Consider the following 24,004-nt stretch of genomic DNA (forward strand, 5'->3'; position numbering starts at 1 on the left):
TCTCCCTGTCGTCCGGTTACAGTACGCCGGCTTCGGTTTTCAGCTTTTCGACCAGCTCGGCCACAGACTTGACCTTGATGCCGGCCTTGCGGCCACCCGGCTCCTCGGTCTTGATGACCTTGAGGCGCGGGGCAATATCGACGCCGAAATCGGCCGGGGTCTTCTTGTCGAGCGGCTTCTTCTTGGCCTTCATGATGTTGGGCAGCGAGGCATAGCGCGGTTCGTTGAGGCGCAGGTCCGTTGTCACGATGGCCGGAAGCTTGACTTCGACGGTCTGCAGGCCGCCATCCACTTCGCGGGTGACCTTTGCCGCGCTGTCGCTGATTTCGACCTTGGAGGCAAACGTCGCCTGGCCCCAGCCGAGCAGCGCTGCCAGCATCTGGCCCGTCTGGTTCGAATCGTCATCGATCGCCTGCTTGCCGACGATAACCAGCCCCGGAGCTTCCGCTTCGACAACGCCCTTCAGGAGCTTTGCCACGGCAAGCGGCTCGACCGTCTCGTCCGTCTCGATGAGGATGCCGCGGTCGGCACCCATGGCAAGGGCGGTGCGGATGGTTTCTTCGGCCTTGGTCGGCCCGATGGAGACGATGACAATTTCATCCGCCTTGCCGGCTTCCTTCAGCCGCAGCGCCTCTTCCACGGAAATCTCGTCGAAGGGGTTCATCGACATCTTCACGTTGGCGAGTTCCACGCCCGAGCCATCCGCCTTGACGCGGATCTTCACGTTGTAATCAACCACCCGCTTAACAGGCACCAGGATTTTCATGACGTTCTTCCTCAGATCGAACCAATTGGGAACATGCGGCTTCTGCGGCGCCGCTGATTGTCAATGGGCGACATGGATACGCATTTTTAGGCCGAATACAAAACCTTTTCCGATGTCGCATCGTGCGATTTGGTCATGTCCCCATTCCGGTCCGACACAGCGCCGCAGCCCCCTTAGCGGTTCTTGCCGGGGACCCAAAGAATATCGGCCTTGCCGCATTCATTGGCGTGGCGGGCGGCAACGAAGAGAAAGTCCGAGAGGCGGTTCACATATTTGAGCGCCGGCGCGCCGACCACTTCGTCCTCCATCTTCGACAGGTCGACCATCAGCCGCTCGGCGCGGCGTGAGACGGTGCGCGCGACATGCAGATGCGCGGCTGCTGGCGAGCCACCCGGCAGAACGAACGAGGTGAGGGGGTCGAGCCCCGCGTTCAGCGTGTCGATTTCGCTTTCGAGCCGGTCGACCTGCGACTGCACGATGCGCAGCGGCTCCCATTCCACCTTTTCCCCGGTATCGGGGGTCGCAAGGTCGGCCCCGAGATCGAAGAGGTCGTTCTGAATGCGAAACAGCATTTGGTCGAGGACGCTCATCCCTTGCGTATGGAGGCGGGCAACGCCGATGACCGAATTGGTTTCGTCGATCGTGCCGTAGCACTCGACGCGCAGGTCGTGCTTCAGGCGCCGTGGCCCGGTGACAAGCGCCGTGGTGCCGTCATCGCCGGTGCGGGTATAGATCTTGTTGAGCTTGACCATGATCAGCGCCCTCCGCCGGTGAGCCAGAGCGTCAGCATGATAAGCGCAATGGCTATGGCCTGCAGCAGCACGCGCAGCTGCATCAGCTTGTTGGATTTGTTGCCGTCCGTGCCCTTCAGCATGTTGAAGAGGCCGCGGATCAGAACCAGAACCACAAGCCCCATGACGACAAGGGCCAGTATGGTGGTGAAACTGGACATGGAGTGAATGCCTTTTCTGAAGTGATGTCAGTCCAGCTTACGCAACAGCCGGTAGAGCAGATCGGCGGGCAGCAGACGTTTCAGCAACGCTCCCTGCTTTGCCGGTTTGGTGACGAGATAATGCGGACGCGGACGCTTTGCGGTCAAGGCGTGGGAGAGAACCGTATAAACCGCTTCCGGTCCCAGTTTGTTTCGGTTCACCGGCCCGCTTCCGTCAAGGCGTGCGAGCTGGCGTGTGTATTCGGCGGCATGGGCGGAGTTTTCGATGTCGATATGGTCGCGCACGGCCGCCAGCGCATTGGCGGTAAAGCGCGAGGCAATCGGGCCGGGCTCGATCAGGCTGACAAAGATGCCGGAGCCGTCGAGTTCCATGCGCAGCGTCACGTTCAAGCCTTCGATGGCGTGCTTGGATGCGTTGTAGGCGCCGCGATACCGATAGGGCACGAGGCCAAGAATGGACGAGCATTGCACGATGCGGCCATGGCCCTGCGCCCGCATCAGGGGAATGACCTGCCGCGTCAGCTCGTGCCAGCCGAAGACATTGGTCTCGAACTGCAGGCGCAGCACGTCCGTGCTTAAGTCTTCCACCGCGCCGGGCTGGCCATAGGCGCCGTTGTTGAACAGGGCATCGAGCCGCCCGCCGGTGCGCTGTCGCACATCGCAGACAAGCGCATCGATCGTGTCGTGGCGCGTATAATCCATCAGAAACGCCTCGATGCCGTCGCCTTCGAGGGCGTGAAGATCCTGCGGCTTGCGAACGGTTGCAAACACCCGCCATCCATCGGCCTTCAGGGCGCGGGCGCAATAAGCGCCGATGCCGGACGAACAGCCGGTAACGATGATGGAGCGCGTTTGCGTCATTCTTCCTCCCGACAGGTTCTCTCCCTGTACAATGGCTTTGCGTTTCCCATATTTGAGCGGACGTGACAACGGAGATCGCATTGGCCGAAGACCTGCCGAAAACCCGCTGGTACCAGTTCGTCTACAAGGTTTTCTTCGACGCCTATGGTCATTTCAACGATGACGACGGGTGGGCGCTGGCAAGCCATGTGGCGCTGTCGGGGCTTTTGGCGCTGTTTCCCTTTCTGATTTTTGGCACGGCACTTGCCGGCTTTCTTGGCGCGAGCAGCTTTTCCGAAACGGCGGTGCATCTGCTCTTCGACACATGGCCGACGGCGATTGCCGAGCCGCTGGCCGCCGAAATCCGTCGGGTGCTGGAAATCCCGCGCGGCGGGCTGCTGACCATTTCGGTTCTGGCGGCCGCCTATTTTGCCTCCAACGGCGTCGAGGCGCTGCGCATCTCGCTCAACCGGGCCTACCGTGTTCCGGAAAACCGGCCCTGGTATGTGACCCGCCTTGCAAGCCTTGGCTATGTGATCGTCGCAGTGGTGATCTTTGCCGCCATCAGCATCGTGCTCGTGGCGCTGCCGATCGCGGTGCGCTTTGCCGGCTCGCACATGCCGTGGCTCCGCGACGAACTGGACAATATCTCAAGCTTCGGGGTGATCGGCACGGTCGTCGTGCTCGTGCTCGGCCTGATCGTCTGCCACAAATGGCTGCCGGCGGGCTCGCGCCGGCTTATCGACATCTTGCCGGGCATCGTGCTGACGATCCTCTGCTGGAGCGTCTTTGCGCTGATCTTTGCGTCCTATCTTGCAACCTTCGCCAATTATGCCGCGACCTATGCGGGCCTTGCCTCGGTGATGATCGTGCTGGTGTTTCTCTACATGGTCGGCGTGATTTTCATGCTCGGCGCGGAGGTGAACGCCGCCCTGATGAAATACCGCGTGCTGTCGGCGCTTTCCAAATCGCGCTTCGTCACCCGCCGGCGCCGCAAGCGGCAGGATGCCGGCCCGTCAGAACCCGAGCAGGTGGCGAATATCCGCCGGTGAGTGGTCGGCAGCCCGCAGCGCCGCAATCCCTGTCGATCCTTGGCTCTTGGAGAGCTTGCGCCCATCCGCCCCCAGCACCAGCCGGTGGTGGTGATAGACGGGCACCGGAAGATCGAGCAGTTGTTGCAGCAGGCGATGCACGCTGGTTGCATGAAAAAGATCAAGCCCGCGTACCACGTGGGTCACGCCTTGCAGCGCATCGTCCACCACCACGGAGAGATGATAGCTGGACGGCGCATCCGAGCGGGAGAGGACCACATCGCCCCAGACGGAAGGATCCGCTGTTATCTCGCCCTTTTCCCCATCACCTGTTTCCTGAAAGGTGAGTGGCTCTTTCACCAGCGACAGCGCCTTTTGCATATCGAGGCGCAGCGTGTGCCGGAGGCCGTTCTTCAGGAGATGCGCCCGCTGCGATGCGGGGCGCAACCGGTCGTCCGGAGGATAGAGGGGAGCGCCATCGGGATCGCGCGGCCAGGGTTTTCCGCTTGCTTCACCCGCGGCAAGCCTTGCCTTCACTTCGCCGCGCGTCAGAAAGGCAGGATAAATCAGCCCGAGCGCCTCAAGGCGGGAGAGGGCTTCCTGATAATCCGCCACATGCTGCGACTGGCGGCGCACCGGGCTTTCGAACTCGAGGCCGAGCCAGGCGAGATCGCGAAAGATTTCGTCCTCGAATTCGGCCCGGCAGCGCGTCTGGTCGATATCCTCGATGCGCAGCAACAGGCGGCCGCCCTGCTCCTGCGCCATCTTCTGGTTGGTCAGCGCGGAAAGCGCATGGCCCAGATGCAGGAAACCGTTCGGGCTCGGGGCAAAACGGAAAACGGCTTTTTGACGGGACGGACTGTGCATGCTCTTTTCTACGACGACTCGGAGAAAATGACGATGGCGAAGATTACGAGCGATGCAGATATTGCGGAGGGGCTGACCGCTCTCTGTCTGCTCGACCCTCGCCTTGTGCGCGTGGTGGATGCCGCAGGGCCGGTGCCGCTGCGTCTTGCCGAGCCGGGTTTTTCCGGCCTTGCCCATATCATCGTGTCGCAGATGGTGTCCAAGGCGAGTGCCTCTGCCATCTGGCGGCGTATGTCAGCGCAAGGGCCGGTCGATGCGGCCAACTATTTGGCGCATGCGCCAGACGTCGTGGCCGGCTTCGGCCTGTCGCGTGCCAAGGCCAGAACACTCGAAACGCTGGCCCGCGCCGTGGTCGAGGGGCACCTTGATCTTGATGGGCTGGCCGCTCTCGAAGACGAAGATATTCAGGCAAGGCTCGTGGCGCTTCCCGGCATCGGCCCGTGGACGGCAGAGGTCTACCGGATGCTGTGCCTCGGCAGCCGCGATATCTTTCCCGCCGGCGATGTCGCGCTGCGTGCAGCCGTCGGTCACGCCTTCCAGTGGTCGCAGCGCCCGACGGCAGATGAGGTGGCCGAGAGAGCGCTCTCCTGGCGCCCCTGGCGTGCCGTGGCCGCCCGCCTGTTCTGGGCCTATTATGCCAGCGTGCTTCGCCGCGATGCGCTGCCGCTTGGTTGATTCACAGGGCCTGCGCCTGCGGCATCAAGGGGGCTTCACATTCCTGTAACAACAGACCTAATATAGAAAGGACATAAGCCGAATCGGTGAGGAGCGTCCGTTGACGATTGCAGTCTCCCCGCAGGCCCTGCCGGCGCTCGTGTTGAACGCTGACTACCGGCCGCTGAGTTATTACCCCTTGTCGCTCTGGTCCTGGCAGGACGCGATCAAGGCGGTCTTCCTTGACCGTGTGAACATCATCGCGGAATACGATCACTCGGTCTCCTCGCCCACCTTCTCCATGCGCCTGCCGAGCGTCGTCAGCCTGAAGACCTACATCCAGCCGACGCGCAACCCCGCCTTCACACGTTTCAATGTCTTCCTGCGCGACCGTTTCGAATGCCAGTATTGCGGCTCGCACGAGGATCTGACCTTCGACCATGTGATCCCGCGCGCCCATGGCGGCGAAACCACCTGGGAGAATGTCGTGGCCGCCTGCTCGCCCTGCAATCTGCGCAAGGGCAGCAAATTGCCGAAGCAGGCCGGCATGCACCCGGCGCAAAAGCCTTACCAGCCCACGGTGCAGGACCTGCACAACAACGGCCGGCTGTTTCCGCCGAACTATCTGCACGAAAGCTGGATGGACTATCTCTACTGGGATACCGAACTTCAGCCCTGAGCCCTGAGCCCTGAGCCCTGAGCCCTGAGCCCTGAGCCCTGAGCCCTGAGCCCTGAGCGCCTCGAACGTGGAAAAGCTCAGGCGCGGCGCGTAAAAGCGCCCTTGAAGGCGATGGCGGCGAGAATCACGCTTGCAATGACGTTCCAGCCGGCAAAGGAGAGACCCAGCACGCGAAGGGCTGCTTCCGTGCAGGAGGGGCCGTGAACGGTATTGAGATCCGAGAGAAGATTGCCGGCATTGGTCGTTAGACCGTTGGCGCTGGTGGAGCAGGTGGCGGGACCGGCCCAGAAGCCCCATTCGACGCCCGAATGATAGACGCCCATGCCAGCCCCGATCAGCATCATGATGCCGATGAGGCCGAGAAGGCCGCGGGTGACCGCCGGCGGCAGCCGGAAGGCAGCCGTCGCAAGCGCTCCGAGCGCCACCGGGATCGCCCAGTAATACGGCTCGCGCTGCAAGAGGCAGAGCGCGCAGGGAATATAGCCGCCGATATGCTGGAAGCCGAGCGCCGTTCCCACGGTCCCCGTCATGCCAAGCGCCAGAACCAGCGAATAGGTCATCAGTGGCTGGCGGTGTTGCTGGGCGGCAAGCATGGGTTTCTCCTGGGCGCGACACGATCGATGGCCATGCTCTAGAGCCGGTCGCTTCCTCTGTAAATGCCGTTCCCCGTGCCGCCGCTGCTCCGCGGGCCACATTTGCGTGACCTGCATTCTGGCGTTTACCCGCACAGGCAGCGCTTGCGCAGGCGCGCATCGCTGTGCTAGATCCCCTGCCACCACTTTCGATGCCCCGTTGGCGGAATTGGTAGACGCGCCTGACTCAAAATCAGGTTCCGAGAGGAGTGCTGGTTCGATTCCGGCACGGGGCACCACTTTACGAATTCGACTTTGTTTTCGTTGTGGAATTTCCGTTTTGTCCCGCACTAGAATTTAGGTGCGGGGAAAGCTCGATCTCGATCTGTTCTGCAACCAATTTTGAAGCGCGAATTCCGAGCCTCTTTCGGTCTGCCTTTTTCGTGTAGACCTCGGCTTGTCGAGACGTCGCCCATCCATACTGCGCCATTAATTCGTGAGACGAAGCGCCTGCGTTTGCAGCAAGCGTGGCGGATAGTTTCCGCAGTCCATGCGCACTCTTGCTGACGCCCGCAGCGGTGCAGTGCTTGCGAAACCAGTTTCCAAAAGACTCTACTGTGAAGGGCCGGCCGTTCTCTCCGACGACAAAGGCAAGGTTCGCCTGTCTTCGTTTCCTCGATGACCTTCATAAGGCGGTCGGGAAATTCCACAGTGACGTCGGCGCCGGTTTTGCGGGTGCGCATAGAAAACACATTCCCCGTCATATGCTGACGACCAGCGCGAACGATGTCTGAACGCCGCAGGCCTGAGCAAAGCAGCAGCTCCATCGCCAGGCGCTGCGCTGTGCCGATTTGCCACGTCCTGCAGAACAGATGCACATCTTCGGACGTCCACGGTTCGAAGCCGTCCGTCTTGTAGGTGAGCCGTTCCACGCCGTGCGTTGGATCGAATTCCGTAAGATCAGATTTGATGGCCCACTCGAACACGCCACGCAAAGCCTTCAGAAGGGCATTGGCTTGCCAGGAGTTGACGAGCGGGCTTCTAGTGCAGCCTCGACGTCCTTCTTTGAAATGTCGGCATAGAACGCGTCGCCTGCGTTCTTCAACATCTGTAAAAACAGATTGCCGCGCGCTCGCCGCGTCGAGATGGATAGCTCGGCCCATTTGCGGCTTTCCATGTACTGGCCAAAGAGCCACTTCAAGGTTCTGGTGTCGCCTCTCTGTCTCGTGCGAGCCGGTTTTTCGGCGGCTATGGCATCTCGATACGCTGCCTTAAACTCCTCGGAACCTGGCACGCCGCGAAGCCTGGTGCGTGGGCCCTTGCCGACGCGATAATAGAACACCACCGTTCCGTGGCGGTTTCTTTCCTTGATCACATTGAGCGGCAGCTTGCGTGGCATGGTTTCCATCAAAGTCGTACTCCGCCTCGCGGAGCAAGTTGATTTTGTGACGGCATAGCAGATGTGGCTGGCGCCACTCGGATTGTGCGGCCGGCTTCGGTCACCTCTACCGTGACATTCTGTTCTGTTGCGATGGCGGCCATTCTTTTCAGGTCCGCGCTTTTAATCCATGCGACTGCAGTCATGTTGCGGTATCTCTTCGATCGGGATGCGGACATCGCGAGCTGTGTATCGGTCGCGTGCTGCCTCGATCGACGGCACGCCAATTCACAATTCGAAGATAAATATCGCGATAATCGCGAATTCAGTCAATCTAAATTTGCGGTAATCGCAAATCTCGATGAAGGAGTGAAGCGTAAAGCTCGCGATTTGTGGATTGCTTAGGGGTCCACAAACGGAAGATCTGAGGTGTTTGTTGCCACGCTCGAATGTGCTTGATCTGGATCGCGCGCGCTCCCGAAGCAGTTTGCTAGGGGCAGACTCATGTAGAACGGAATCAGATGCGTGTTGCGGCAAGCTTGACCGCTGCCAGAAAGTTTTGAGGACCTAACTTCTGAAAAATGGCTCAAGTTATGGGCTTTCCCGTAGCCCAGAACTGATGGACTTTAGTCCACCATCTCAGAGTTTCTGGCTGCAGCCATGGAAGAAAATCACCAGAGCGAGTTTTGCGATGCAATTGTCCATTCTGCAGATCTTCGAGTAGACCTACTGTCGCCGCCTCTTTAACATATGGGTCGCCCTTGATGTGCCAGCGTTCGACAACATCAAAGACCGCGTCAAATCGATGTGTGTTACCAGTTTCCAGATTCAAAATTAGATGTCGAGCAAGCTCTGACAGTGCCAAATAAAGTGGTAACTCGTCGTCAGATCGATATTCCTCCTGGAATGTCTCCCACTTTTCACAAAATGACGGGTCAGCCTGCAAAAGCGGCTCAAACATATTCGAGCGATCGAACTCGAACGAAAGCGCGGTGGCGTTGTTCTTGAACATAATGCTTTTTTGCTCTTAAGACGCCCTCGTTGCAAGGCTTGATCGGATAAGGGGATTGATGAGTTTACGCCCTAGATCCGCTTTCCCGAAGTCGTCACGTCCTCGATAGGCGTGTGTGGGTTTCGCCGAGCAAATTTTTGAGCGGCATAACGCGTCTTGATGTCGGTCACGATCGCGAAATGGCGCACTGGGACGTCCCTCATCATTGGCGCATTGACGCTTTCCAGATGAAACAATCCTGGCGCAGATCCCGGCGACGGCAACTTCACAAGAACCCGTTCGTCTTGCAAAAAGCAGACACACATGTGGCCCATATGACTTTCAGACGGCTCTTCTTTGCATTCGTAGAAGATCAGATAGCCATCATTTGCAACGCCGTACATAGAATTCCCACGGACTTCCAACGCTTCCGTTGTGTCCTTCGCATCGCGTGGGGCTTCGATCTCGCCGAAGTTCCCATCGCCTAAAGAGTATAGCACAGAGCCTTCGGGGCCTGCGCCCGCCAAGCCCCTGATCGGTACGAAGCGGATGGCGCTCGGATCGCCTCCTGGTGGCTCCTTACCAAAAAACCGCGCCATCGCATTTAGTTCATGAGCTTTGATCGCTCTGACTTCCTTCTCGTGTCCGCTGCTGTTTAGCATCCGAGTGACAGCATCCGGCTTGACGTTCAGAAACGCCGCGAGCCTCGACTTAGAGCCGTGGCCCATCGAGTCGAGATTTTTTTTCAACCAGGTGCGGATTTCGTGCTGCGGATCGCTCATGAGGACATATTCGCGAAAAGCGCAAATATTCATATCGCGTAATTCGCAAAAATGGCTTGACCTAATATCGCGATAATCGCAAATATCGCGATATGAGCGCGAAGCACCTGGACCCAGCCAAATCCATCATAGCCAAAATCAGCATCGAGAAAGTGTCTGCAGTCACTGGGAAGCATGTCTCGCGTGTCTATCGCTGGATGTATCCCAAAGACAGGGGAGGCACCGGCGGGGTGATCCCCCAGCGCGAGGCGTCGGTTCTCCTGGCCTATGCACGCGAGCGGAATATCGATCTCATCCCAGCAGAGTCTTTTGCTCTGCCAGAGCTCCCCGAATGACCGCTCCCCCATCATTCCCTTCGCGCGGCCACACCTCCCGGCCTGCTGCGACCCGCGCCGGTTCGATTGACCTGGTCTTTCCCGGCGCGGGTATTTTTCATTGTCCATGCGGTCCTCCTTCGGCGTCGTAACCGCTTCAATCTCACAATTTTGGTCACTTCCCACCACGGGAAAAGCGCTGGGTCATTCCCGGCGCGGGAAAGGTTTTGTCTCATGATTTCAAACGCATGGTTTCACCGCATCAAGGCGGCACAACGGGATCTGATCCGGCTGGTTGGCGGGATTGAGCGGGCAGCACAGGTGTCGTCGATTTCGAAGAGCCATATCGGCCGGATGAACAACGCAACCGACCCGGAGCTGATGCCGCTTCATGCGGTCTATGCGCTGGAAAGCGAGTGCGGCGTGCCGGTGGTGACGTCGGCGATGGCGGAACTGAACGGAAGGCGGCTGTCCGACCCGCAGAGCGAGCGGGTTGTCGAGCAATGCGTGGTGGCGGCCTATTCCGACATGGTGCGCAAGGCCGGCGACCTGATCTCGGGCGGGGCGGTTGCGATCTCCGACATGGTGGTGACGCCGGCCGAGGCGACGAAGATGGATCGCGATGCGGCAGAACTTGAGGCAGGGCTTGGCGAACTGCGCCGGGCGCTTGCCGGGGTGAAGGCACGCGGTGGCCAAAAGCTCGGCTTGAGCGTGGTCGGAGCCGGCCGATGATCCGGGTCGCTCCATCACAACCGGCGCAGACGGCGCGAGACCAGGAGCGGGCACGGCTGGCGCGCTTGAGCGACATTGCCGGGCGTTGCGGCCGTGACCAGTGGTCGATCACGGCCGAGGCGCGCGAGGTCCATATCACGACCAGGCGCTCGACCGGCGAGGATGCCAGGCTCTGCACGATCCACGACGGGGCGCTTGCCGACGAGATCGAACTGATCAGCGGCGCTCTGGAGAATGTCGTCCTGTTCCTGGCGCTTCGCCAGCGCGCCGTCATCGCCTTCAACGAACTGCAGCGCGAGATCAGGCCCGAACCTCAGAAACTCAGGGCCGGCGACTTTGCCGCCAATGCCGCGATGCTGCTGACACGGCAAGAATTCCACCGCTTCCTGGAGCGCAAGGACGCAAGCCGGGTGATCCACACCAACGAACACGCCGACACGGTGCTGAAGGCGCTCTTGGGCATCACCAGCAAAAGCCAGCTCAACACCCAAGGACAGGCGCAAGGCGCATTCATCCAGCTGCGGGCTGATTTTGAGACCTGGGTGCAGCGGGGGTGCCGATGATTACCCGCGTCTTTCCGGAAGTTTCCATCCCGTTCGGCACCAATCAGGCCACCAAGGCGATGCGCATCTGCTGCGCTCACTGCGGTGGCCTTGCCTATTTCCCGGTTGCAGCCGGGGTCAATCATCAGCTGCCCATCGAGGCGGTTCAGCATTTTGAGAACAAGGGCTGGGTGGTCGGTGGCGATCCTGAGACGGATTTTTGCCGCAAGCATTCGACGCCTGCCAAACGCAAGGGACCAAAGACCATGACGAACACCGCGCCGATGGCCGACAAGCCGCGCGAGCTGGGCCGCGAGGATCGCCGCATCATCAACGACAAGCTCGATGAGGTCTATGGCCGCGAGGCATACAAGGCGCCGTGGACGGATGCAGCGGTTGCCAAGGATCTCGGCGTGCCGCGTGATTGGGTGGTGCAGGTGCGCGAGCAGTTTTTTGGGCCTGCCGGCTCCAACCCGCTGTACGACCAGTTTATCGGCGAGACGGAACAGTTGGAACAGACGTTTCGCTCCTATGCCGACAGCTGTGCGGCAGCCGAGCAGGCGACACTTGCACAGAGGCAGGCGCACGCGGATCTCAGCAAGCAGATGGACGCCTATCGGGCGCTTGCCCGCAAGGTGGAGCGGGAGATCGGCCGATGAATGATATCACGCCGATTTTGGAAGTCCTGATGGATTGCCAGTCTGACGCTGAGCGGGCCGACTGGCTGCTGCGGCTGCCAAAGGGCCTGCTGTTTCGGGACTACTGCACCATTCGCCGGATCTTGGCGGCAGCGCAGTTTGTGCGCGGCGTCGATGCGCTCGACGTGGAGTTTGCCGCAATCAACGCCACACGCATGGCCGATGGCGAACTGCCGGCGGTGATCCTCTCCGGCGTCGAGACGGCGCGTTCGTACCTGCGCGGCAAGGCCGAGATGGGAGGCGTGTGGTGATGGAACCGGATCACGGCGCAACCTCGCGTGCCTGGTCATGGCGGCATGCGGTGGGCAAGTCTGGCCTGCCGCCGATCACACGGCTGGTGCTGCACACACTTGGCCTCAAGATGGATGCGACGGGTGGCTCCTGCTACCCGCCGATCTCCGAGCTTGTGGAGCTCACCGGCCTCGACAAGAAAACCGTGCTGAAGCACCTGGAGATCGCCGAAGGCGCCGGCTGGATCGAAGTCGGCCAGCATGGCTTTCGCGGGCAGAAATGGAAGCGCAACGAGTATGTCGCGCGCTGGCCTGGTCGTGACCTGACCGGCGAGCCTGCACCTTGTGACGGCCATGAAGGTGGTGGAGGAGTTCCACCACGTTCGAACACCTGCCGGACCCTTGAAGGTGGTGGAGGAGCTCCACCGCCTTGTGCTGGAAAGGTGGTGGAAATGGTTCGCGAAGGTGGTGGAAATGACGACCTGAAGGTGGTGGAGGAGCTCCACCAAGATAAGATACTTCCAACTAACATTCCAAATAACTCTCCAACTGCCGGCCAAAATGCCGGCGCGGAGGAGGGAGCTTTGCGACGGGCTGATCGCAAGAGAAGCGAGCATGCGTTCACGCTGTGGTTTGCGACGTGGCGCAAGGGCGATGTGGATTTTGCCCGCAATGCCTGGTTCGCCTTGTCACCAGAAGAGCGCGGCGAATGCATCGAACACACGCCGGCCTATCTGCGGTGGGCAAAGCCATCGGAGCTGATGGCAGCAGCGGTTTATCTGAAAAACCGCCATTGGCGTGATCTGCCTGAACACCTGCTCGGCGCCCCGGAAAAGACCCATGGCGTGGCAAAGCCCTGCGGGAAGCTCTGGATGGGAACGCGGCTTGAGACGCTGTCGAAAGATCCGACAGGCCCGATCCACATCACGGCTTTTGACGAGACGCGGATTGCCAAGGGGATGATCTCGCGTGAGCAGCTGATGCACGACAAGCGGCGCGACAATGGCTGGCCGCTGGTCAACGCCATGCGCGATCTTGCCCGCCGTCGCGAGCCGTTTACCACCTCGCTTGCACTTCTGCCGCATGTGGCAGGCTTCCACCCGATCCACCGCGACAGTGCGGTGTTTGCGACCTGGAAGGCGCTGCATGAGGCCCGCGGCTGGCCGTTCATCGAATACGCGCCGGAATGGGTCTACTTCCCCGCCGTCGATGCCGAGGCCGAGGATCTCACTGCCGCTGTCGAGGCAGCACTTGCCAGTTTCCTGTCAGCCATTCGCGAGGGCCTTTCCGATGATCCAGTTTAAGGCCAATCCCCTGGGGAACGACGTGAACACCGCCAACGGCACCCCCTTGCGCAACGATGCGAAGATCGGGATCTCACAACGTGGCCTCGTCAAGCTTCAACGCATTGCCGATCGTGAGGCCGGCCACAAGCGCTGGCTTGGGATGGCAGGAAGGCGCATTGCCGCCGTCTATCCAGAACATGCCCGCTGGATCTGCCTTCGGGTGATGACGGGCCGGGAGAAGGCTGTTGAGGCAGCGCTTGAAGCGCTCGATATCGAGGCGATGGTGCCGACGCGCAAGGGGCCGGAATACCGTCGTCGCGGCCGTGTCATTCCGCCCGCCGATATTCCGGTGCTGATCGGCTACACGCTCGCGCGTTGCGTGCCCTCGGCCACGGCAATGGCGGGACTGAACACGATCGAGCATGTCATCGGCGTGCTCGGTGGCTGGGAAGCGCCGGCTGCGATCAATGCCGAGTTCATCAAGCGCTACAGGCAAAAGGCGGCAGACGGCGGCTATGATTACGATCGCCCCGGCATTGCCGTTCGAAAGGGGCAGAAGGTGACGATTGCCGAGGGGCCGTTTGGCGGGATCGAGGGCACTGTGGTGACGGCGCCGTCGGGCACGATCGGGGATGCGGTTGTGGAATTCTCTATGATGGGTCGCACAGTTGCGATGGTCGTGCCTCTTGCAATCCTCGAATCTGTGTGACTATAAGCATGAACGGACACGCTGATGATCCTGAAGTGAGCCTCTGAACACGCAGTAGCATGCGGGGAGTAATCCTCCCGAGGTCGGTACACCGGTCAGCCCCCACCCTGACGCTCTCAGCTTCGAGAGACCGCTTCAGGGCCGGTGCGCAAGCTATGTCCAGATCCCATCTGTTCAGATCAAACCGGCGAAATTGACAAGGCGATCCTTCGGGGTCGCTTTTTTCGTTTTAGGGTTATGCGCGATCAACGATCAGACGAAGCAAGGGCCTGGCGAGGCTGGTACGGTCTGGCGCGCTGGCGAAAGACCCGCAAACACCAACTGACCATCGAGCCGCTGTGTCGGATGTGCCGGCTGCAGGGCAGGATCACGGTTGCGACCGTCTGCGACCACGTCGAGCGCCATAACGGCAACCCGCAAAAGTTCTGGGGCGGGCCATTCCAGTCGCTGTGCGCCACCCATCACGATGCGACGAAGCAGGCGGAAGAACATCGCGGCTTCTCGACAGCCGCTGGTGCTGATGGCTGGCCGATCGATCCGCGTCACCCGGCGAACCGATGAGGGGGAGGGCGGTTCAAAAGTCAAACGCCCTCTTTGCCGCACACCGGCTCCCACCCTTTCTTCGCAGGGAGCGGGAATTGGAGGCAAAAAGCCACTGCTTTCTAGAGGTATCAATCCATGAAGGGCCGAAAGCCTTTGACCGAAAACGTCGTGCCTCTCACCGAAGACGAGGGGCGCGGCGTCAATTTTGAGGCGCGAGCGCTTCAGCGGGCACGCGAGCTGAAGCCGGAAGGCCTGCCGTTTACGGTGTCGGTCATCTGGGACCGGCTGTCGCCGTCGCTGTGCGATCCGCGCAAGAACCGGCTGAACGACACGAACGTCTTCATGTTCGAACAGCTGTGCTGGACGGTCGAGCGCCATGAGCGACTTCGCGTCGATATCGCCGACAATGGCGAAACCTATGAGACCATGACCCGCAACGGCAAGCAGCAGAAGAGCCGCCCCGAGGTCGGGCAGCTTAATGAGACATGGCGGCAGATCCGGGCGCTTGCCAGCGATTTTGGCATGACGCCATCGGCTGAACGCGGATTGCAGGCAGGCGGGCAACTTGGCTTCAGCTTCACAGACAATGAAGGGTTCGATTGACGTCGAAATCCCCGATATCGGGTATGACGAGGATCCGGTCACGGCCTGGGCCGCCGATGTCGTGCGCGGTGTCGTCGTGGCCGGACCGCATGTGCGAAACACCTGTCGGCGCCATCTTCTCGATCTTCGTGACGGGCCGGATCGCGGCCTCGTCTGGGATCTCGATGAGGCCAAGAAGCGGATCAAGTGGTTCCATGACAAGCTTCGCCTGAATGGCGGCCAGTTCGAGGGCCGGCCGTTCAAGCTGCATCCAAGCCAGGCGTTTCGCGTCGGCTCGCTGTTTGGCTGGAAATGGAAAGCAACTGGCCTTCGCCGGTTCCGGCGCTTTTATGACGAAGAGGGCAAGGGCAACGGCAAGTCGCCGCTGCTGGCCGGTATCGGCATTGCGATGATGGTGGCCGACGGCGAGCCGCGCGCCGAAGTTTATGCAGCGGCCGCCAAAAAGGACCAGGCGCAGGTTTTGTTCCGAGATGCTGTTGCCATGCGCGACTAGTCACCGGAGCTTGCCAAGCGCATCAAGCCATCCGGCATCGATCCGGTCTGGCAGCTGACCTATATCAGCACCAAGGGCGACAAGCGGTTTTTTAAACCGATCTCGTCGGATGCTGCGCAGTCGGGTCCGCGTCCCTCCTGTGCGCTTTGCGATGAGGTGCATGAGCATCCCAATCGCGACGTCATGGAAATGCTGGAGCGCGGTTTTAAATTCCGCCGCCAGCCGCTCCTGGTCATGGCGACCAATTCCGGCTCCGACCGCAAATCCGTGTGCTGGGAAGAGCATGAACATGCGGTGAAGGTGGCAGCCGGCATCATCGAGGACGACACGACGCTGTCGTTCGTCTGTTCGCTCGATGAAGGTGACGATTGGGAGAACGATCCGTCCTGCTGGGTAAAGGCAAACCCGCTCCTCGATGTCACCGTCACGACGGACTATCTCGAAGGGGTGGTCAAGCAGGCACGCCAGATGTCGGGCAAGCGCAACGGCATTGCGCGGCTGCACTTTTGCGAATGGACGCAGTCGGTCAATGCCGCGATCAAGCGGGAAGCCTGGGTCGCCTGCCGCAAGGATCTCGATCTGCCGGCGCTGATTGCCGGTGGCTATCCCTGTTACGGCGGCCTTGATCTGTCGCGCACGCGCGACTTTACCGCGTTCACGCTGACCTGGGTGCTGGATGCCACCAAGGATGCCGAGCGGCTGGCGTCAAAGACATGGTTCTGGACGCCGGCCGATACGCTGAAGGATGGCGCCAATACCGACCAGGCACCTTACGAACTCTGGTGCGACCAGGACCATATCGAGGCGGTTCCCGGTCAGCGGCTCAAATACTCTTGGCTTGCAGAGGCGCTTGCCAGGCTTTGCGCCGTCTATGCCCCACTCGAAATCGGCGGTGACCAGTACGGGCTTGAGCAGCTGCAGGAGCATCTGTCGGGCGATGGCGTGTCCCTGCCGATCACCATCCACCCGCAGGGCTTCCAGAAGCGGATCATCGACCGGGATAAGGACGCACCCGAGGGCGAGCAGGAGCTTTACCTCTGGATGCCGCACAGCATCAACATGTTCGAGAACGCGCTTTACGAACAGCGGATGGAGATTGATCCCAATCCGATGCTCGATCTCTGCGCGGCAAGCGTCGTCTATGCGGAAAACCGAACCGGCCACCGCATGTTCGACAAGGAAAATGCCTTTGGGCGCATCGACGGCATGGTGTCCACGGCGATGTCGGTCGGGATCGCGCTCTGTCGTCAGCGCCCGGAAGAGAACCTCGACGACTTCCTCTCCAACCCTGTCATGGTAGGTCTTTGATGGCGAACAAGAAAAAACGAGGTCTTGCCTCCGCGCCATCCAACGTCACGCGCGAGGAGCTGGTTGCCAAGGAAAGGCGCTTGAGCCTGAAGGACGGCGCCGGATGGGCGGCAGCCTTTGGCACGAGCAATCATGCCGGAAAAACGGTGACGCTGAATACAGCGATGCAGCTTGCCACCGTCTGGGCCTGCGTGCGGCTGACAGCGCAGGCGGTATCCTGCCTGCCGCTGTCGATCTTCGAGAAGAGGGGCGACAATAGCCGGGTGAAGGTCGAGGCCGACGATGCCCTGGTCGATGTCTTGTGCGAAAGCCCGAACGAAGACCAGACCCCGCTCGAATTCTGGGAAACCATGGTCGCCTGGCTGATGACGACGGGCAATGCCTATGCGGAAAAGGTCGAGATCGGCACGCGCCTGAGTGCGCTGCAGCCAATGCCCAGCACCCATTGCCATCCGTTCCGCGATGCCGAAGGCGCCCTCAAGTTCAACATCATCGATCGCGGCAGATCAGAAATCCTGCCACGCGAAAAAGTCTTTCATCTGAAAGGCTTTGGCTTTGGCGGGGATGTGGGCCTGTCTCCCATCCAGTTCGGGTCGCAGACCTTTGGTTCCGCGATCGCCATTGACGAGGCGGCGGGCCGGCTGTTCGGCAAGGGCTTGCAGGCCAGCGGCATCCTGTCTTCGGAAAAGATCCTTGATCCGAAACAGCGCGCAGATCTCGAAAGCATCATGAGCCGGTTCGTCGGCTCCTCCAATGCCGGCAAGCTGATGATCCTCGAAGCCGGTCTCAAATATGACCGTCTCTCGCTCTCGCCCGTTGATGCGCAGATGCTGGAAAACCACCGCTTCTCGGTGGAAGAAATGTGCCGGTGGTTCGGTATGCCGCCCATCATCATCGGGCACGCCGCGCAAGGGCAGACGATGTGGGGCTCCGGCGTCGAGCAGATCCTGCTCGCCTGGCTGACCCTTGGCATCGATCCGCTCTGCGACCGTATTGAGGCGCGCATCAAAAAGCAGCTGATACGCCCGAGCGGCAATCGGCGTCGTTATGCCGAGTTCAACCGGGAAGCACTGTTGCAGATGGACAGTGCCGCCAAGGCCTCGTTCCTGTCTGTGATGACGCAAAACGGCCTGATGACGCGCAATGAAGGCCGGGCAAAGCTCAACCTTCCGCGTGTCGAGGGCGGCGATGAACTGACCGCCCAGACCAACCTTGCGCCGCTGTCTGCGCTTGGAACCACAAATGATGCATCGGCGAGGGATGGCTCGCCAGGTGTTGGAACCACAAGTGATGGCAATACAGCCCGCGCGGCGATGCGCGCCTGGCTGCAAAGCGAAACGGACAAGGTGGCCGCATGACCCTTCGTATTCTCCCAAGTGCAGCCATCGGCATTCGCCCTGGTCTGCATTCGAAAGTGACGGCACGGGCGTTTGAGAACTGGAACCCGGATATCCGTCAGGCTTCAGGCGACACTCAGACCGTCGAGAACACCATCTCGGTTCTCGATGTGATCGGCAATGATGCTGGGGCGAGGGGGTAACGGCCAAGCGCATTGCCGGCGCCCTTCGCTCGATTGGCGACCGCGATGTCGTCGTCAACATCAACTCGCCGGGCGGCAATTATTTTGAGGGGCTGGCGATCTACAACACGCTTCGCGAACACAAGGCCAAGGTGACGGTGAAGATCCTGGGCGTTGCGGCCTCGGCGGCTTCCGTCATCGCAATGGCGGCCGACGAGGTGCAGATTGCCCGTGCCGGCTTTCTGATGATCCACAATGCCTGGGTCGTGGCAGAAGGCGACCGTCATCAGCTGCGCGAAGTCGCCGACTTCCTCGAACCCTTCGATGCGGCCGCCGTCGATATCTATGTGGCACGGTCGGGCATGGATGCCAAAGAGGTCGCAAAAATGCTCGATCGGGAAACATGGATCGGCGGGGCGGAAGCGGTCGAAAAAGGTTTGGCCGATGCGCTTTTATCTTCCGATGAAATCGCAGCCTCTGCGCAAAACTCGGCTGCTGCCAAGACGCGGGTCGCTGCCCACCGCGTCGATGATCTTCTGGCGCAACTCAACGTGCCGCGCTCCGAGCGGCGCGATCTGATTGCGGCTTTAAAAGGGGGCATGCCTGGCGCTGCCTCAACCGGCATGCACGACGCTGCCGTCCTGTCGGAGGTCAACGACCTCCTCAAATCCACGCTCAACACCTTCAAAACGTCCGTCTAACAGACCGGACCCAAAGGAACTCCCCATGAAACTCTTCGCTCTTTGCGGAGCGATCGCGCTTGCCGTGATCGCCACCGCCTTCTTTGCCATGCCCGCATCCGACCTGGCTTCCGACCTGGTCGCGCATCTCGCCACGATCCATCCACCCGTGATGGCGATGGTCATGATGGCCGGTGCTCATCCTGCCCACATGCGAAAGGCCCGCATGCCTTCCTTCCCGGCGTCCCTCCTGATGACCTCGCTTCCATCTGGCATCATCGGCTCGGTTCGCAACGAGGCCAATGTCGAAAAGCTGCTGGCAGACGTGAAGGCGTCGCTGAAGGAAGTCTCCGACGGCGTCAAACAGACGGCCGAAGAAGCCCTTCGCCAGGCGAAATCCGCAGGCTCCGTTTCCGACGAGATCAAGCAGAAGGCCGACAAGCTTTTGTCTGACCAGGCCAAGCTTACTGACACCCAGAACAGGCTGACGGAAAAGGTCGAACAGCTTTCGACCCGCAACACCGATCTCGAACAGCGCCTTGCATCGCGCCGTGGCGGCACACAGGATGAGCCGAAATCGCTTGGCCAGATGGTCGGCGACCATGCCAATGTGAAGGCCTTTGTGGCAGCCGGCGCCAAGGGTACGGTGAACGTCTCGGTGCAGAATGCTATCACCACTTCGGCCGGTTCGGCCGGCGCTTTGATTACCCCGCAGCGGGACACGGAAATTGTCGGCATGCCGCGCCGGCAGTTCTTTATCCGCCAGCTCCTGCAAGTCGGCACCACGACCTCGAACAGCATCGAATATGCCCGCATGGTGGCGCGGGTCAATGCGGCAGCCGCAGTTGCCGAAGGGGCCTTGAAGCCGGAATCGAATTACACCTATGAGCCGGCCGATGCGCCGGTGCGCACCATTGCCCATTGGGTGCCGGTGTCGCGCCAGGCCATGGATGACATTCCCCAGCTGCAGAGCGAGATCGATGGCGAGCTGCGCTATGGGCTGGACTTTGTGGAAGAGGCGCAGATCCTGAAGGGCGACGGTCTCGGCCAGAACCTGCATGGTCTGGTGCCCCAAGCAACCGACTATGCCGAGCCCGCCGGCATTACGGTTGCGGCAAAGACCAAGATCGATGTGCTGCGCCTGGCGCTGCTGCAGGCGTCGCTCGCGGAATATCCCGCCGATGGCATTGTGCTCAACCCGATCGACTGGGCCGACATCGAGCTCACCAAGGATGGCGAGAACCGCTATCTGTTTGCCACCATCATTCAGATGCTCGGTCCCCAGCTCTGGGGTCGTCCGGTGATTTCTACGCAGGCGATGGCGCAGGACGAGTTTCTGGCGGGCGCCTTCAAGATGGCCGCCAAGGTCTGGGACCGCATGGATACCGAAGTCGCGATCTCATCGGAAGACCGCGACAACTTTGTGAAAAACATGCTGACCGTGCGCGCTGAAAAGCGCCTGGCGCTCGCCGTCAAGCGGCCGAAGGCTCTGGTTGCCGGCGACTTCACCACGGCCCTTGCCGCCTGATCAACCGCGATCGGCGGATGACGGCGGGCAGCAGTGTTCTGCCCGCCCCACAAGCCGCTCGATGACGCGATGGAGAACCGACATGGAAATCAAAGCAAAGCGCAGCTCGTATGGCGAATATGGCAATGTGCGCCGGGGCGAGGTGATCACGGTCGATGATCGCATGGGCAAGGCGCTCGTGCAGAAGGGCAGCTTTGTTGCCTATGACGCCAAGGCGGAAGCCAAGGCAGAAGCCGAACGCGAGGCAAAGCGCCAGGCGGCGGAGGCATCACAGAAAGCGGCCGAACAGGAGAGGGCGGCGGCCGAGGATGCCCGTGCAGCCGAGCTGGAAACCCTGCGATCGGAGCTGGCGGACAAGACCGCTCGCATTGCCGATCTGGAAAAGCAGCTTGGCGCCAAGACGGCCTCCCTGGTCGATGCTGAAAAGAAGGTGGCGGATCTCTCCGGCCTGGTCGCGGCTCTGTCCAAGTCCGACCCCGATGGCCTCAAGCCCGACCCCGAGAAAGAACCGGCCGGCACCAAGGGCAAAAAGTAATGGCGGCCGATATCTGGGTGGTTGAGCCGCCCGTGCCGATCGTCACGCTGGACGATGCTCGCCGGCACCTCGCTGAATTGCCAGAGGAAGACGAGGCCTATGTCGAAGGGCTTATTCTGGCCGCCACAACCTGGATCGATGGGCCGACCGGCTGGCTCGGGCGGGCGCTTGGTATCCAGACCCTCGACTATGCCATGGAAGACTTCTATTCCGACGCTGATGGTTACATCCACCTGCCATTCAGTCCGGTGCTGGAGCTGGTCTCGATCCGGGTTCGCGCCAGTGCCGATCGCTTCGACACACTTCCATCTTCCGAATATGAGATCGACGCGGGTGGGGTCTATCCCCTGTCCGGCGCCTGGCCGTTCGTGTCGGGCCGCAATCAGCGGGTGATCATCCGCTACCGCGTCGGCTGCGCCAAAACAGTCGGCACGCCTGCTGTCTGGGTGGCTAATGTGCCCGAACCCATCCGCTTTGCCATCCTTCTTCTCGTTGCGCACTGGTACCGGAACCGCGAGGCCGTGGTGATCGGCCAGAGCGCTGTCACTCTCCCCTTTGCGGTCGATGCGCTTTTGCAGCCCTACCGCATCTATCGATAGGAGCGACCATGGCCCGTGTCCGGTTCCTCAGAGATTTTGATTACCGGCCGCCGGTGTTCGGCGTGACCATCGCCTACAGGGGGTGGCCAAACCTAAACGGTCAAACGCGACTGTGCCGACCAGGCGATTGCCGCAAAGGCGGCCGTCACCGTGAGGACGCCGCGATCGGCGTCAAAGGCAGGCGGCGATGATTGACGCCGGCAGTCTGAAAGAGCGTGTCGCGCTCGACAAGCGGGCGCGTATCAGTGATGGCGCTGGCAATTACCGGTCGGACTTTGTCGAGCAGTTCCAGCGCCGGGCAGCCTTTGTCTATGCCGGTGGCAGCGAAGCGGTCGTGGCCGAGCGCCTGCAGGGGCGGGCGATCCTCAAAGTGCGGCTGCGCAAGGATCTTTTGTCCAAAACCATCGGCACGGATTGGCAGCTGCGCGATGTCAGGCGCGGCACGGTCTACGCCATCCGCGAGGTGGATACCGTCACCAATCCGCTTTGCGTCTTTCTCACCGTCATCAGCGGAGTTGCCTCATGAAGTTCATCGGATTGGAAAAACTGCGCCGGCGCCTGGAGCGGATACCGGCCGAGGTGCGCAAACGCGCCAAGGCCGAGCTGATGTTGCAGGGCCGTGAGATCAACATGCTGCAGCGGTCGCTTGTGCCAAAGGATGATCTGACGCTTGCCGGCACGATCCGCTCCGAGCCTCTGCCCGACCCGGAAATCGGCGTGGTCATCCGTGCCGGGGGCGATGCCACCACCAAGCCGGTGCGCGACAGCGACTATGCCCCGGAATATGATTACGCCCTTGCCCAGGAGTTCGGGCGCGAGGGGATGCCGGCAAACCCATTCTTCCTGCCGGCAATCCGGGTGCGCAAGAAAAGGGCCAGGGCGCGGGTTCGGGCTGCCGTGCGCCGGGCGCTGAAGACGGCGGCCAAGGGATGAGCGACGATCAAAGCCTTGCCATCCAGGTGGCGCTGGTGGCGCGCGTGGCGGAGCTGACGCGCGAACGTGTTGAAGGCCGTGTCTATGACGATGTGCCGGCGGCCGCTGAGCGCATTGCCGATACCGGCGCGGACTTTCCCTACATATCGATCGCCGACGGCCAGCTCGTGCCGATCGATGAGGAGTGTTTTGACCGCTCGACCACCTTCATCAACCTCAATGTCTGGTCGCGGGCGATCGGCTATCCCGAAGTCAAACGCATTGCCGGCGCCTTGCGCATCGGCCTGCACGAACAGGACCTGGCGATTGCAGGCCACGTCCTCGACCGCATGCGCGTCGAAAACATCACCTTCAGCCGCGATCCCGATGGCGTCACCCGCCGCGCGCGCCTTGAACTGTCGGTTGAGACCCAGCCGCAGGACTGACTGGCGGACTGACTGGCCAAAACCCTCATCACACAATCCCTCAATATGGAGACCATCGTCATGGCGACGACTAAAAAGCTATTGGTGCAGTTTGGCGACGGCGCCAATCCGCAGGCCTTCTCGCATGCCTGCACCATCAACACCTCGCAGGATTTTACCGTCGAGGCGACCACCACCGATGCACGTCAGAAACGGAATGATGTCACCCGTCGAGTTCGAGAAGCAGCAGAAAATCTAACCCGAGGGTGTCTACGAAACTCGGGGCTATTCAAACGGATCTAAGGATCCCAATACGGCGGACTGCCAAATACCCTCTTCAAATGATCGGCGATGGCGCGCAGCTTTGCAGGCGGCTGGCGCCCTTGCGGGTGGGCCATGAAGATGAATTCCGGTTCCGGCTTGTGATCGACCTCCACTTCCTGCAGCAGACCGTCACGGATCGCGGGGCCGGCGATGAAGGCCGGCAGGAGCGCCAGGCCGAGGCCCGCAATGGCCGCATCGCGCATCATATCGCCATTGTTGATCGCAAGGCCGAGCTTTGCCCGGACAATGACATTGCCGGTGCTGGTCTGAAATCGCCAGTCGGCAATCCCGCGGTTTGTGTAGAAAATACCCTTGTGCTGTTCCAGATCCTGCAGCGTGCGGGGCGTACCGCAGCGCGCGAGATAGTCGCGCGAGGCCGTCAGCATCCGGCGGCTCGGGGCCAGTTTCCAGGCGATCAGCCGCGACTCGGAGAGGGGGCCATGGCGGATGATGGCGTCGTAACCGTCAGCGGCGGGATCCACCCTTCGGTCATCGATATCAAGGGTGAGTTC

The 24,004-nt window shown here is 60.9% G+C and carries 33 protein-coding genes, 1 tRNA gene and 1 pseudogene; 23 read left to right on the plus strand and 12 right to left on the minus strand.

What is annotated here, in order from left to right:
* Nucleotides 1-16: 16 nt before the first annotated feature.
* The 4 genes from ACEXP3_RS11955 to ACEXP3_RS11970 form a co-directional block, all read right to left on the minus strand.
* Entirely contained in the window at nt 17-766 is a 750-nt protein-coding gene (locus ACEXP3_RS11955; protein WP_377297447.1) for an electron transfer flavoprotein subunit beta/FixA family protein, read from the minus strand.
* A gap of 173 nt (nt 767-939) precedes the next feature.
* Entirely contained in the window at nt 940-1,518 is a 579-nt protein-coding gene (locus ACEXP3_RS11960; protein ID WP_377297448.1) for a cob(I)yrinic acid a,c-diamide adenosyltransferase, read from the minus strand.
* Between the two features lie 2 nt (nt 1,519-1,520).
* A complete protein-coding gene (locus tag ACEXP3_RS11965) occupies nt 1,521-1,718 on the minus strand; it encodes a twin transmembrane helix small protein (RefSeq protein ID WP_210105747.1) in 198 nt (65 codons plus the stop codon).
* Between the two features lie 27 nt (nt 1,719-1,745).
* Nucleotides 1,746-2,579: an SDR family oxidoreductase gene (locus ACEXP3_RS11970; RefSeq protein ID WP_377297449.1), complete on the minus strand. Its 834-nt coding sequence runs from the start codon at nt 2,577-2,579 to the stop codon at nt 1,746-1,748.
* A 92-nt stretch (nt 2,580-2,671) separates the two neighbouring features.
* Here ACEXP3_RS11970 and ACEXP3_RS11975 point away from each other — a divergent pair, with 92 nt between their 5' ends.
* On the plus strand, nt 2,672-3,610 hold the full coding sequence (locus ACEXP3_RS11975; RefSeq protein ID WP_377297491.1) for a YihY/virulence factor BrkB family protein: 939 nt from the start codon (nt 2,672-2,674) through the stop codon (nt 3,608-3,610).
* On the opposite strand, the gene gluQRS is transcribed toward ACEXP3_RS11975, so the two are convergent.
* Nucleotides 3,575-4,456: a tRNA glutamyl-Q(34) synthetase GluQRS gene (gluQRS, locus tag ACEXP3_RS11980; RefSeq protein ID WP_377297450.1), complete on the minus strand. Its 882-nt coding sequence runs from the start codon at nt 4,454-4,456 to the stop codon at nt 3,575-3,577. The genes ACEXP3_RS11975 and gluQRS overlap by 36 nt on opposite strands.
* Before the next feature lie 33 nt (nt 4,457-4,489).
* Here gluQRS and ACEXP3_RS11985 point away from each other — a divergent pair, with 33 nt between their 5' ends.
* Nucleotides 4,490-5,131 carry a DNA-3-methyladenine glycosylase family protein gene (locus ACEXP3_RS11985; RefSeq protein WP_377297451.1) on the plus strand — a complete coding sequence of 214 codons (642 nt, stop codon included), beginning with the start codon at nt 4,490-4,492 and terminating at the stop codon, nt 5,129-5,131.
* Between the two features lie 100 nt (nt 5,132-5,231).
* On the plus strand, nt 5,232-5,789 hold the full coding sequence (locus ACEXP3_RS11990; protein WP_210105743.1) for an HNH endonuclease: 558 nt from the start codon (nt 5,232-5,234) through the stop codon (nt 5,787-5,789).
* Nucleotides 5,790-5,866: 77 nt separating this feature from the next.
* On the opposite strand, the gene ACEXP3_RS11995 is transcribed toward ACEXP3_RS11990, so the two are convergent.
* Nucleotides 5,867-6,382 (minus strand): disulfide bond formation protein B, encoded by a 516-nt coding sequence (locus ACEXP3_RS11995; RefSeq protein ID WP_377297452.1) that lies wholly within the window; start codon nt 6,380-6,382, stop codon nt 5,867-5,869.
* Nucleotides 6,383-6,575: 193 nt separating this feature from the next.
* Between ACEXP3_RS11995 and ACEXP3_RS12000 the strand changes: the two genes are divergently transcribed.
* Nucleotides 6,576-6,660 (plus strand) — tRNA-Leu (locus tag ACEXP3_RS12000).
* A 51-nt stretch (nt 6,661-6,711) separates the two neighbouring features.
* Here the strand turns inward: ACEXP3_RS12000 and ACEXP3_RS12005 are convergent.
* The 5 genes from ACEXP3_RS12005 to ACEXP3_RS12025 form a co-directional block, all read right to left on the minus strand.
* Nucleotides 6,712-7,347: a tyrosine-type recombinase/integrase gene (locus ACEXP3_RS12005; RefSeq protein ID WP_377297453.1), complete on the minus strand. Its 636-nt coding sequence runs from the start codon at nt 7,345-7,347 to the stop codon at nt 6,712-6,714.
* Between the two features lie 14 nt (nt 7,348-7,361).
* Nucleotides 7,362-7,769: a hypothetical protein gene (locus tag ACEXP3_RS12010; protein ID WP_377297454.1), complete on the minus strand. Its 408-nt coding sequence runs from the start codon at nt 7,767-7,769 to the stop codon at nt 7,362-7,364.
* 556 nt (nt 7,770-8,325) lie between these two features.
* Nucleotides 8,326-8,751, minus strand: a complete 426-nt coding sequence (locus ACEXP3_RS12015) for a DUF7674 family protein (RefSeq protein WP_377297455.1) — start codon at nt 8,749-8,751, stop codon at nt 8,326-8,328.
* A gap of 71 nt (nt 8,752-8,822) precedes the next feature.
* Nucleotides 8,823-9,512 (minus strand): S24 family peptidase, encoded by a 690-nt coding sequence (locus tag ACEXP3_RS12020; RefSeq protein WP_377297456.1) that lies wholly within the window; start codon nt 9,510-9,512, stop codon nt 8,823-8,825.
* 29 nt (nt 9,513-9,541) lie between these two features.
* A complete protein-coding gene (locus tag ACEXP3_RS12025; RefSeq protein ID WP_377297457.1) occupies nt 9,542-9,955 on the minus strand; it encodes a hypothetical protein in 414 nt (137 codons plus the stop codon).
* A gap of 105 nt (nt 9,956-10,060) precedes the next feature.
* Between ACEXP3_RS12025 and ACEXP3_RS12030 the strand changes: the two genes are divergently transcribed.
* The 19 genes and pseudogenes from ACEXP3_RS12030 to ACEXP3_RS12125 all read left to right on the plus strand — a co-directional run bounded on the left by ACEXP3_RS12030 (nt 10,061) and on the right by ACEXP3_RS12125 (nt 23,471).
* Nucleotides 10,061-10,558 (plus strand): hypothetical protein, encoded by a 498-nt coding sequence (locus tag ACEXP3_RS12030; RefSeq protein ID WP_377297458.1) that lies wholly within the window; start codon nt 10,061-10,063, stop codon nt 10,556-10,558.
* Nucleotides 10,555-11,121: a hypothetical protein gene (locus tag ACEXP3_RS12035; protein ID WP_377297459.1), complete on the plus strand. Its 567-nt coding sequence runs from the start codon at nt 10,555-10,557 to the stop codon at nt 11,119-11,121. The genes ACEXP3_RS12030 and ACEXP3_RS12035 overlap by 4 nt, the downstream gene beginning before the upstream one ends.
* Nucleotides 11,118-11,759: a hypothetical protein gene (locus ACEXP3_RS12040; RefSeq protein WP_377297460.1), complete on the plus strand. Its 642-nt coding sequence runs from the start codon at nt 11,118-11,120 to the stop codon at nt 11,757-11,759. The genes ACEXP3_RS12035 and ACEXP3_RS12040 overlap by 4 nt, the downstream gene beginning before the upstream one ends.
* Nucleotides 11,756-12,049: a hypothetical protein gene (locus tag ACEXP3_RS12045; RefSeq protein WP_377297461.1), complete on the plus strand. Its 294-nt coding sequence runs from the start codon at nt 11,756-11,758 to the stop codon at nt 12,047-12,049. The genes ACEXP3_RS12040 and ACEXP3_RS12045 overlap by 4 nt, the downstream gene beginning before the upstream one ends.
* Nucleotides 12,049-13,332 carry a helix-turn-helix domain-containing protein gene (locus tag ACEXP3_RS12050; protein WP_377297463.1) on the plus strand — a complete coding sequence of 428 codons (1,284 nt, stop codon included), beginning with the start codon at nt 12,049-12,051 and terminating at the stop codon, nt 13,330-13,332. Before ACEXP3_RS12045 ends, ACEXP3_RS12050 begins: the two co-directional genes overlap by 1 nt.
* 22 nt (nt 13,333-13,354) lie before the next feature.
* On the plus strand, nt 13,355-14,023 hold the full coding sequence (nusG, locus tag ACEXP3_RS12055; protein WP_377297464.1) for a transcription termination/antitermination protein NusG: 669 nt from the start codon (nt 13,355-13,357) through the stop codon (nt 14,021-14,023).
* 237 nt (nt 14,024-14,260) lie between these two features.
* Nucleotides 14,261-14,584, plus strand: a complete 324-nt coding sequence (locus ACEXP3_RS12060; protein WP_377297465.1) for an HNH endonuclease — start codon at nt 14,261-14,263, stop codon at nt 14,582-14,584.
* Between the two features lie 117 nt (nt 14,585-14,701).
* Nucleotides 14,702-15,169, plus strand: a complete 468-nt coding sequence (locus tag ACEXP3_RS12065; protein WP_377297466.1) for a P27 family phage terminase small subunit — start codon at nt 14,702-14,704, stop codon at nt 15,167-15,169.
* Nucleotides 15,153-16,970 (plus strand): annotated as a pseudogene (locus ACEXP3_RS24720) (terminase large subunit). The gene ACEXP3_RS12065 and the pseudogene ACEXP3_RS24720 overlap by 17 nt, the downstream one beginning before the upstream one ends.
* The gene (locus tag ACEXP3_RS12080) at nt 16,970-18,328 is read left to right on the plus strand and encodes a phage portal protein (protein WP_377297467.1); all 1,359 of its coding nucleotides are present in this window, start codon (nt 16,970-16,972) and stop codon (nt 18,326-18,328) included. The pseudogene ACEXP3_RS24720 and the gene ACEXP3_RS12080 overlap by 1 nt, the downstream one beginning before the upstream one ends.
* Nucleotides 18,325-18,510: a hypothetical protein gene (locus ACEXP3_RS12085; RefSeq protein WP_377297468.1), complete on the plus strand. Its 186-nt coding sequence runs from the start codon at nt 18,325-18,327 to the stop codon at nt 18,508-18,510. Before ACEXP3_RS12080 ends, ACEXP3_RS12085 begins: the two co-directional genes overlap by 4 nt.
* A gap of 32 nt (nt 18,511-18,542) precedes the next feature.
* Nucleotides 18,543-19,190, plus strand: a complete 648-nt coding sequence (locus ACEXP3_RS12090; protein ID WP_377297493.1) for a head maturation protease, ClpP-related — start codon at nt 18,543-18,545, stop codon at nt 19,188-19,190.
* 25 nt (nt 19,191-19,215) lie between these two features.
* Complete coding sequence (locus ACEXP3_RS12095) at nt 19,216-20,697, plus strand: phage major capsid protein (RefSeq protein WP_377297469.1); 1,482 nt, start codon at nt 19,216-19,218, stop codon at nt 20,695-20,697.
* An 82-nt stretch (nt 20,698-20,779) separates the two neighbouring features.
* Nucleotides 20,780-21,232 carry a DUF7302 family protein gene (locus ACEXP3_RS12100; RefSeq protein WP_377297470.1) on the plus strand — a complete coding sequence of 151 codons (453 nt, stop codon included), beginning with the start codon at nt 20,780-20,782 and terminating at the stop codon, nt 21,230-21,232.
* Entirely contained in the window at nt 21,232-21,831 is a 600-nt protein-coding gene (locus ACEXP3_RS12105; protein ID WP_377297471.1) for a head-tail connector protein, read from the plus strand. Before ACEXP3_RS12100 ends, ACEXP3_RS12105 begins: the two co-directional genes overlap by 1 nt.
* Nucleotides 21,832-22,018: 187 nt before the next feature.
* Complete coding sequence (locus ACEXP3_RS12110; RefSeq protein ID WP_377297472.1) at nt 22,019-22,357, plus strand: phage head completion protein; 339 nt, start codon at nt 22,019-22,021, stop codon at nt 22,355-22,357.
* Nucleotides 22,354-22,764 carry a hypothetical protein gene (locus tag ACEXP3_RS12115; protein WP_377297473.1) on the plus strand — a complete coding sequence of 137 codons (411 nt, stop codon included), beginning with the start codon at nt 22,354-22,356 and terminating at the stop codon, nt 22,762-22,764. The genes ACEXP3_RS12110 and ACEXP3_RS12115 overlap by 4 nt, the downstream gene beginning before the upstream one ends.
* Entirely contained in the window at nt 22,761-23,189 is a 429-nt protein-coding gene (locus ACEXP3_RS12120) for a DUF3168 domain-containing protein (protein WP_377297474.1), read from the plus strand. The genes ACEXP3_RS12115 and ACEXP3_RS12120 overlap by 4 nt, the downstream gene beginning before the upstream one ends.
* A gap of 60 nt (nt 23,190-23,249) precedes the next feature.
* Nucleotides 23,250-23,471, plus strand: coding sequence for a hypothetical protein (locus ACEXP3_RS12125; protein ID WP_377297475.1), 222 nt, complete (start codon nt 23,250-23,252; stop codon nt 23,469-23,471).
* On the opposite strand, the gene ACEXP3_RS12130 is transcribed toward ACEXP3_RS12125, so the two are convergent.
* A partial coding sequence (locus ACEXP3_RS12130; protein WP_377297476.1) for a substrate binding domain-containing protein occupies nt 23,468-24,004 on the minus strand: 537 nt, incomplete at its 5' end. The genes ACEXP3_RS12125 and ACEXP3_RS12130 overlap by 4 nt on opposite strands.

This window comes from Neorhizobium fuzhouense, assembly GCF_042611105.1.
GTDB lineage: Bacteria > Pseudomonadota > Alphaproteobacteria > Rhizobiales > Rhizobiaceae > Neorhizobium > Neorhizobium galegae_A.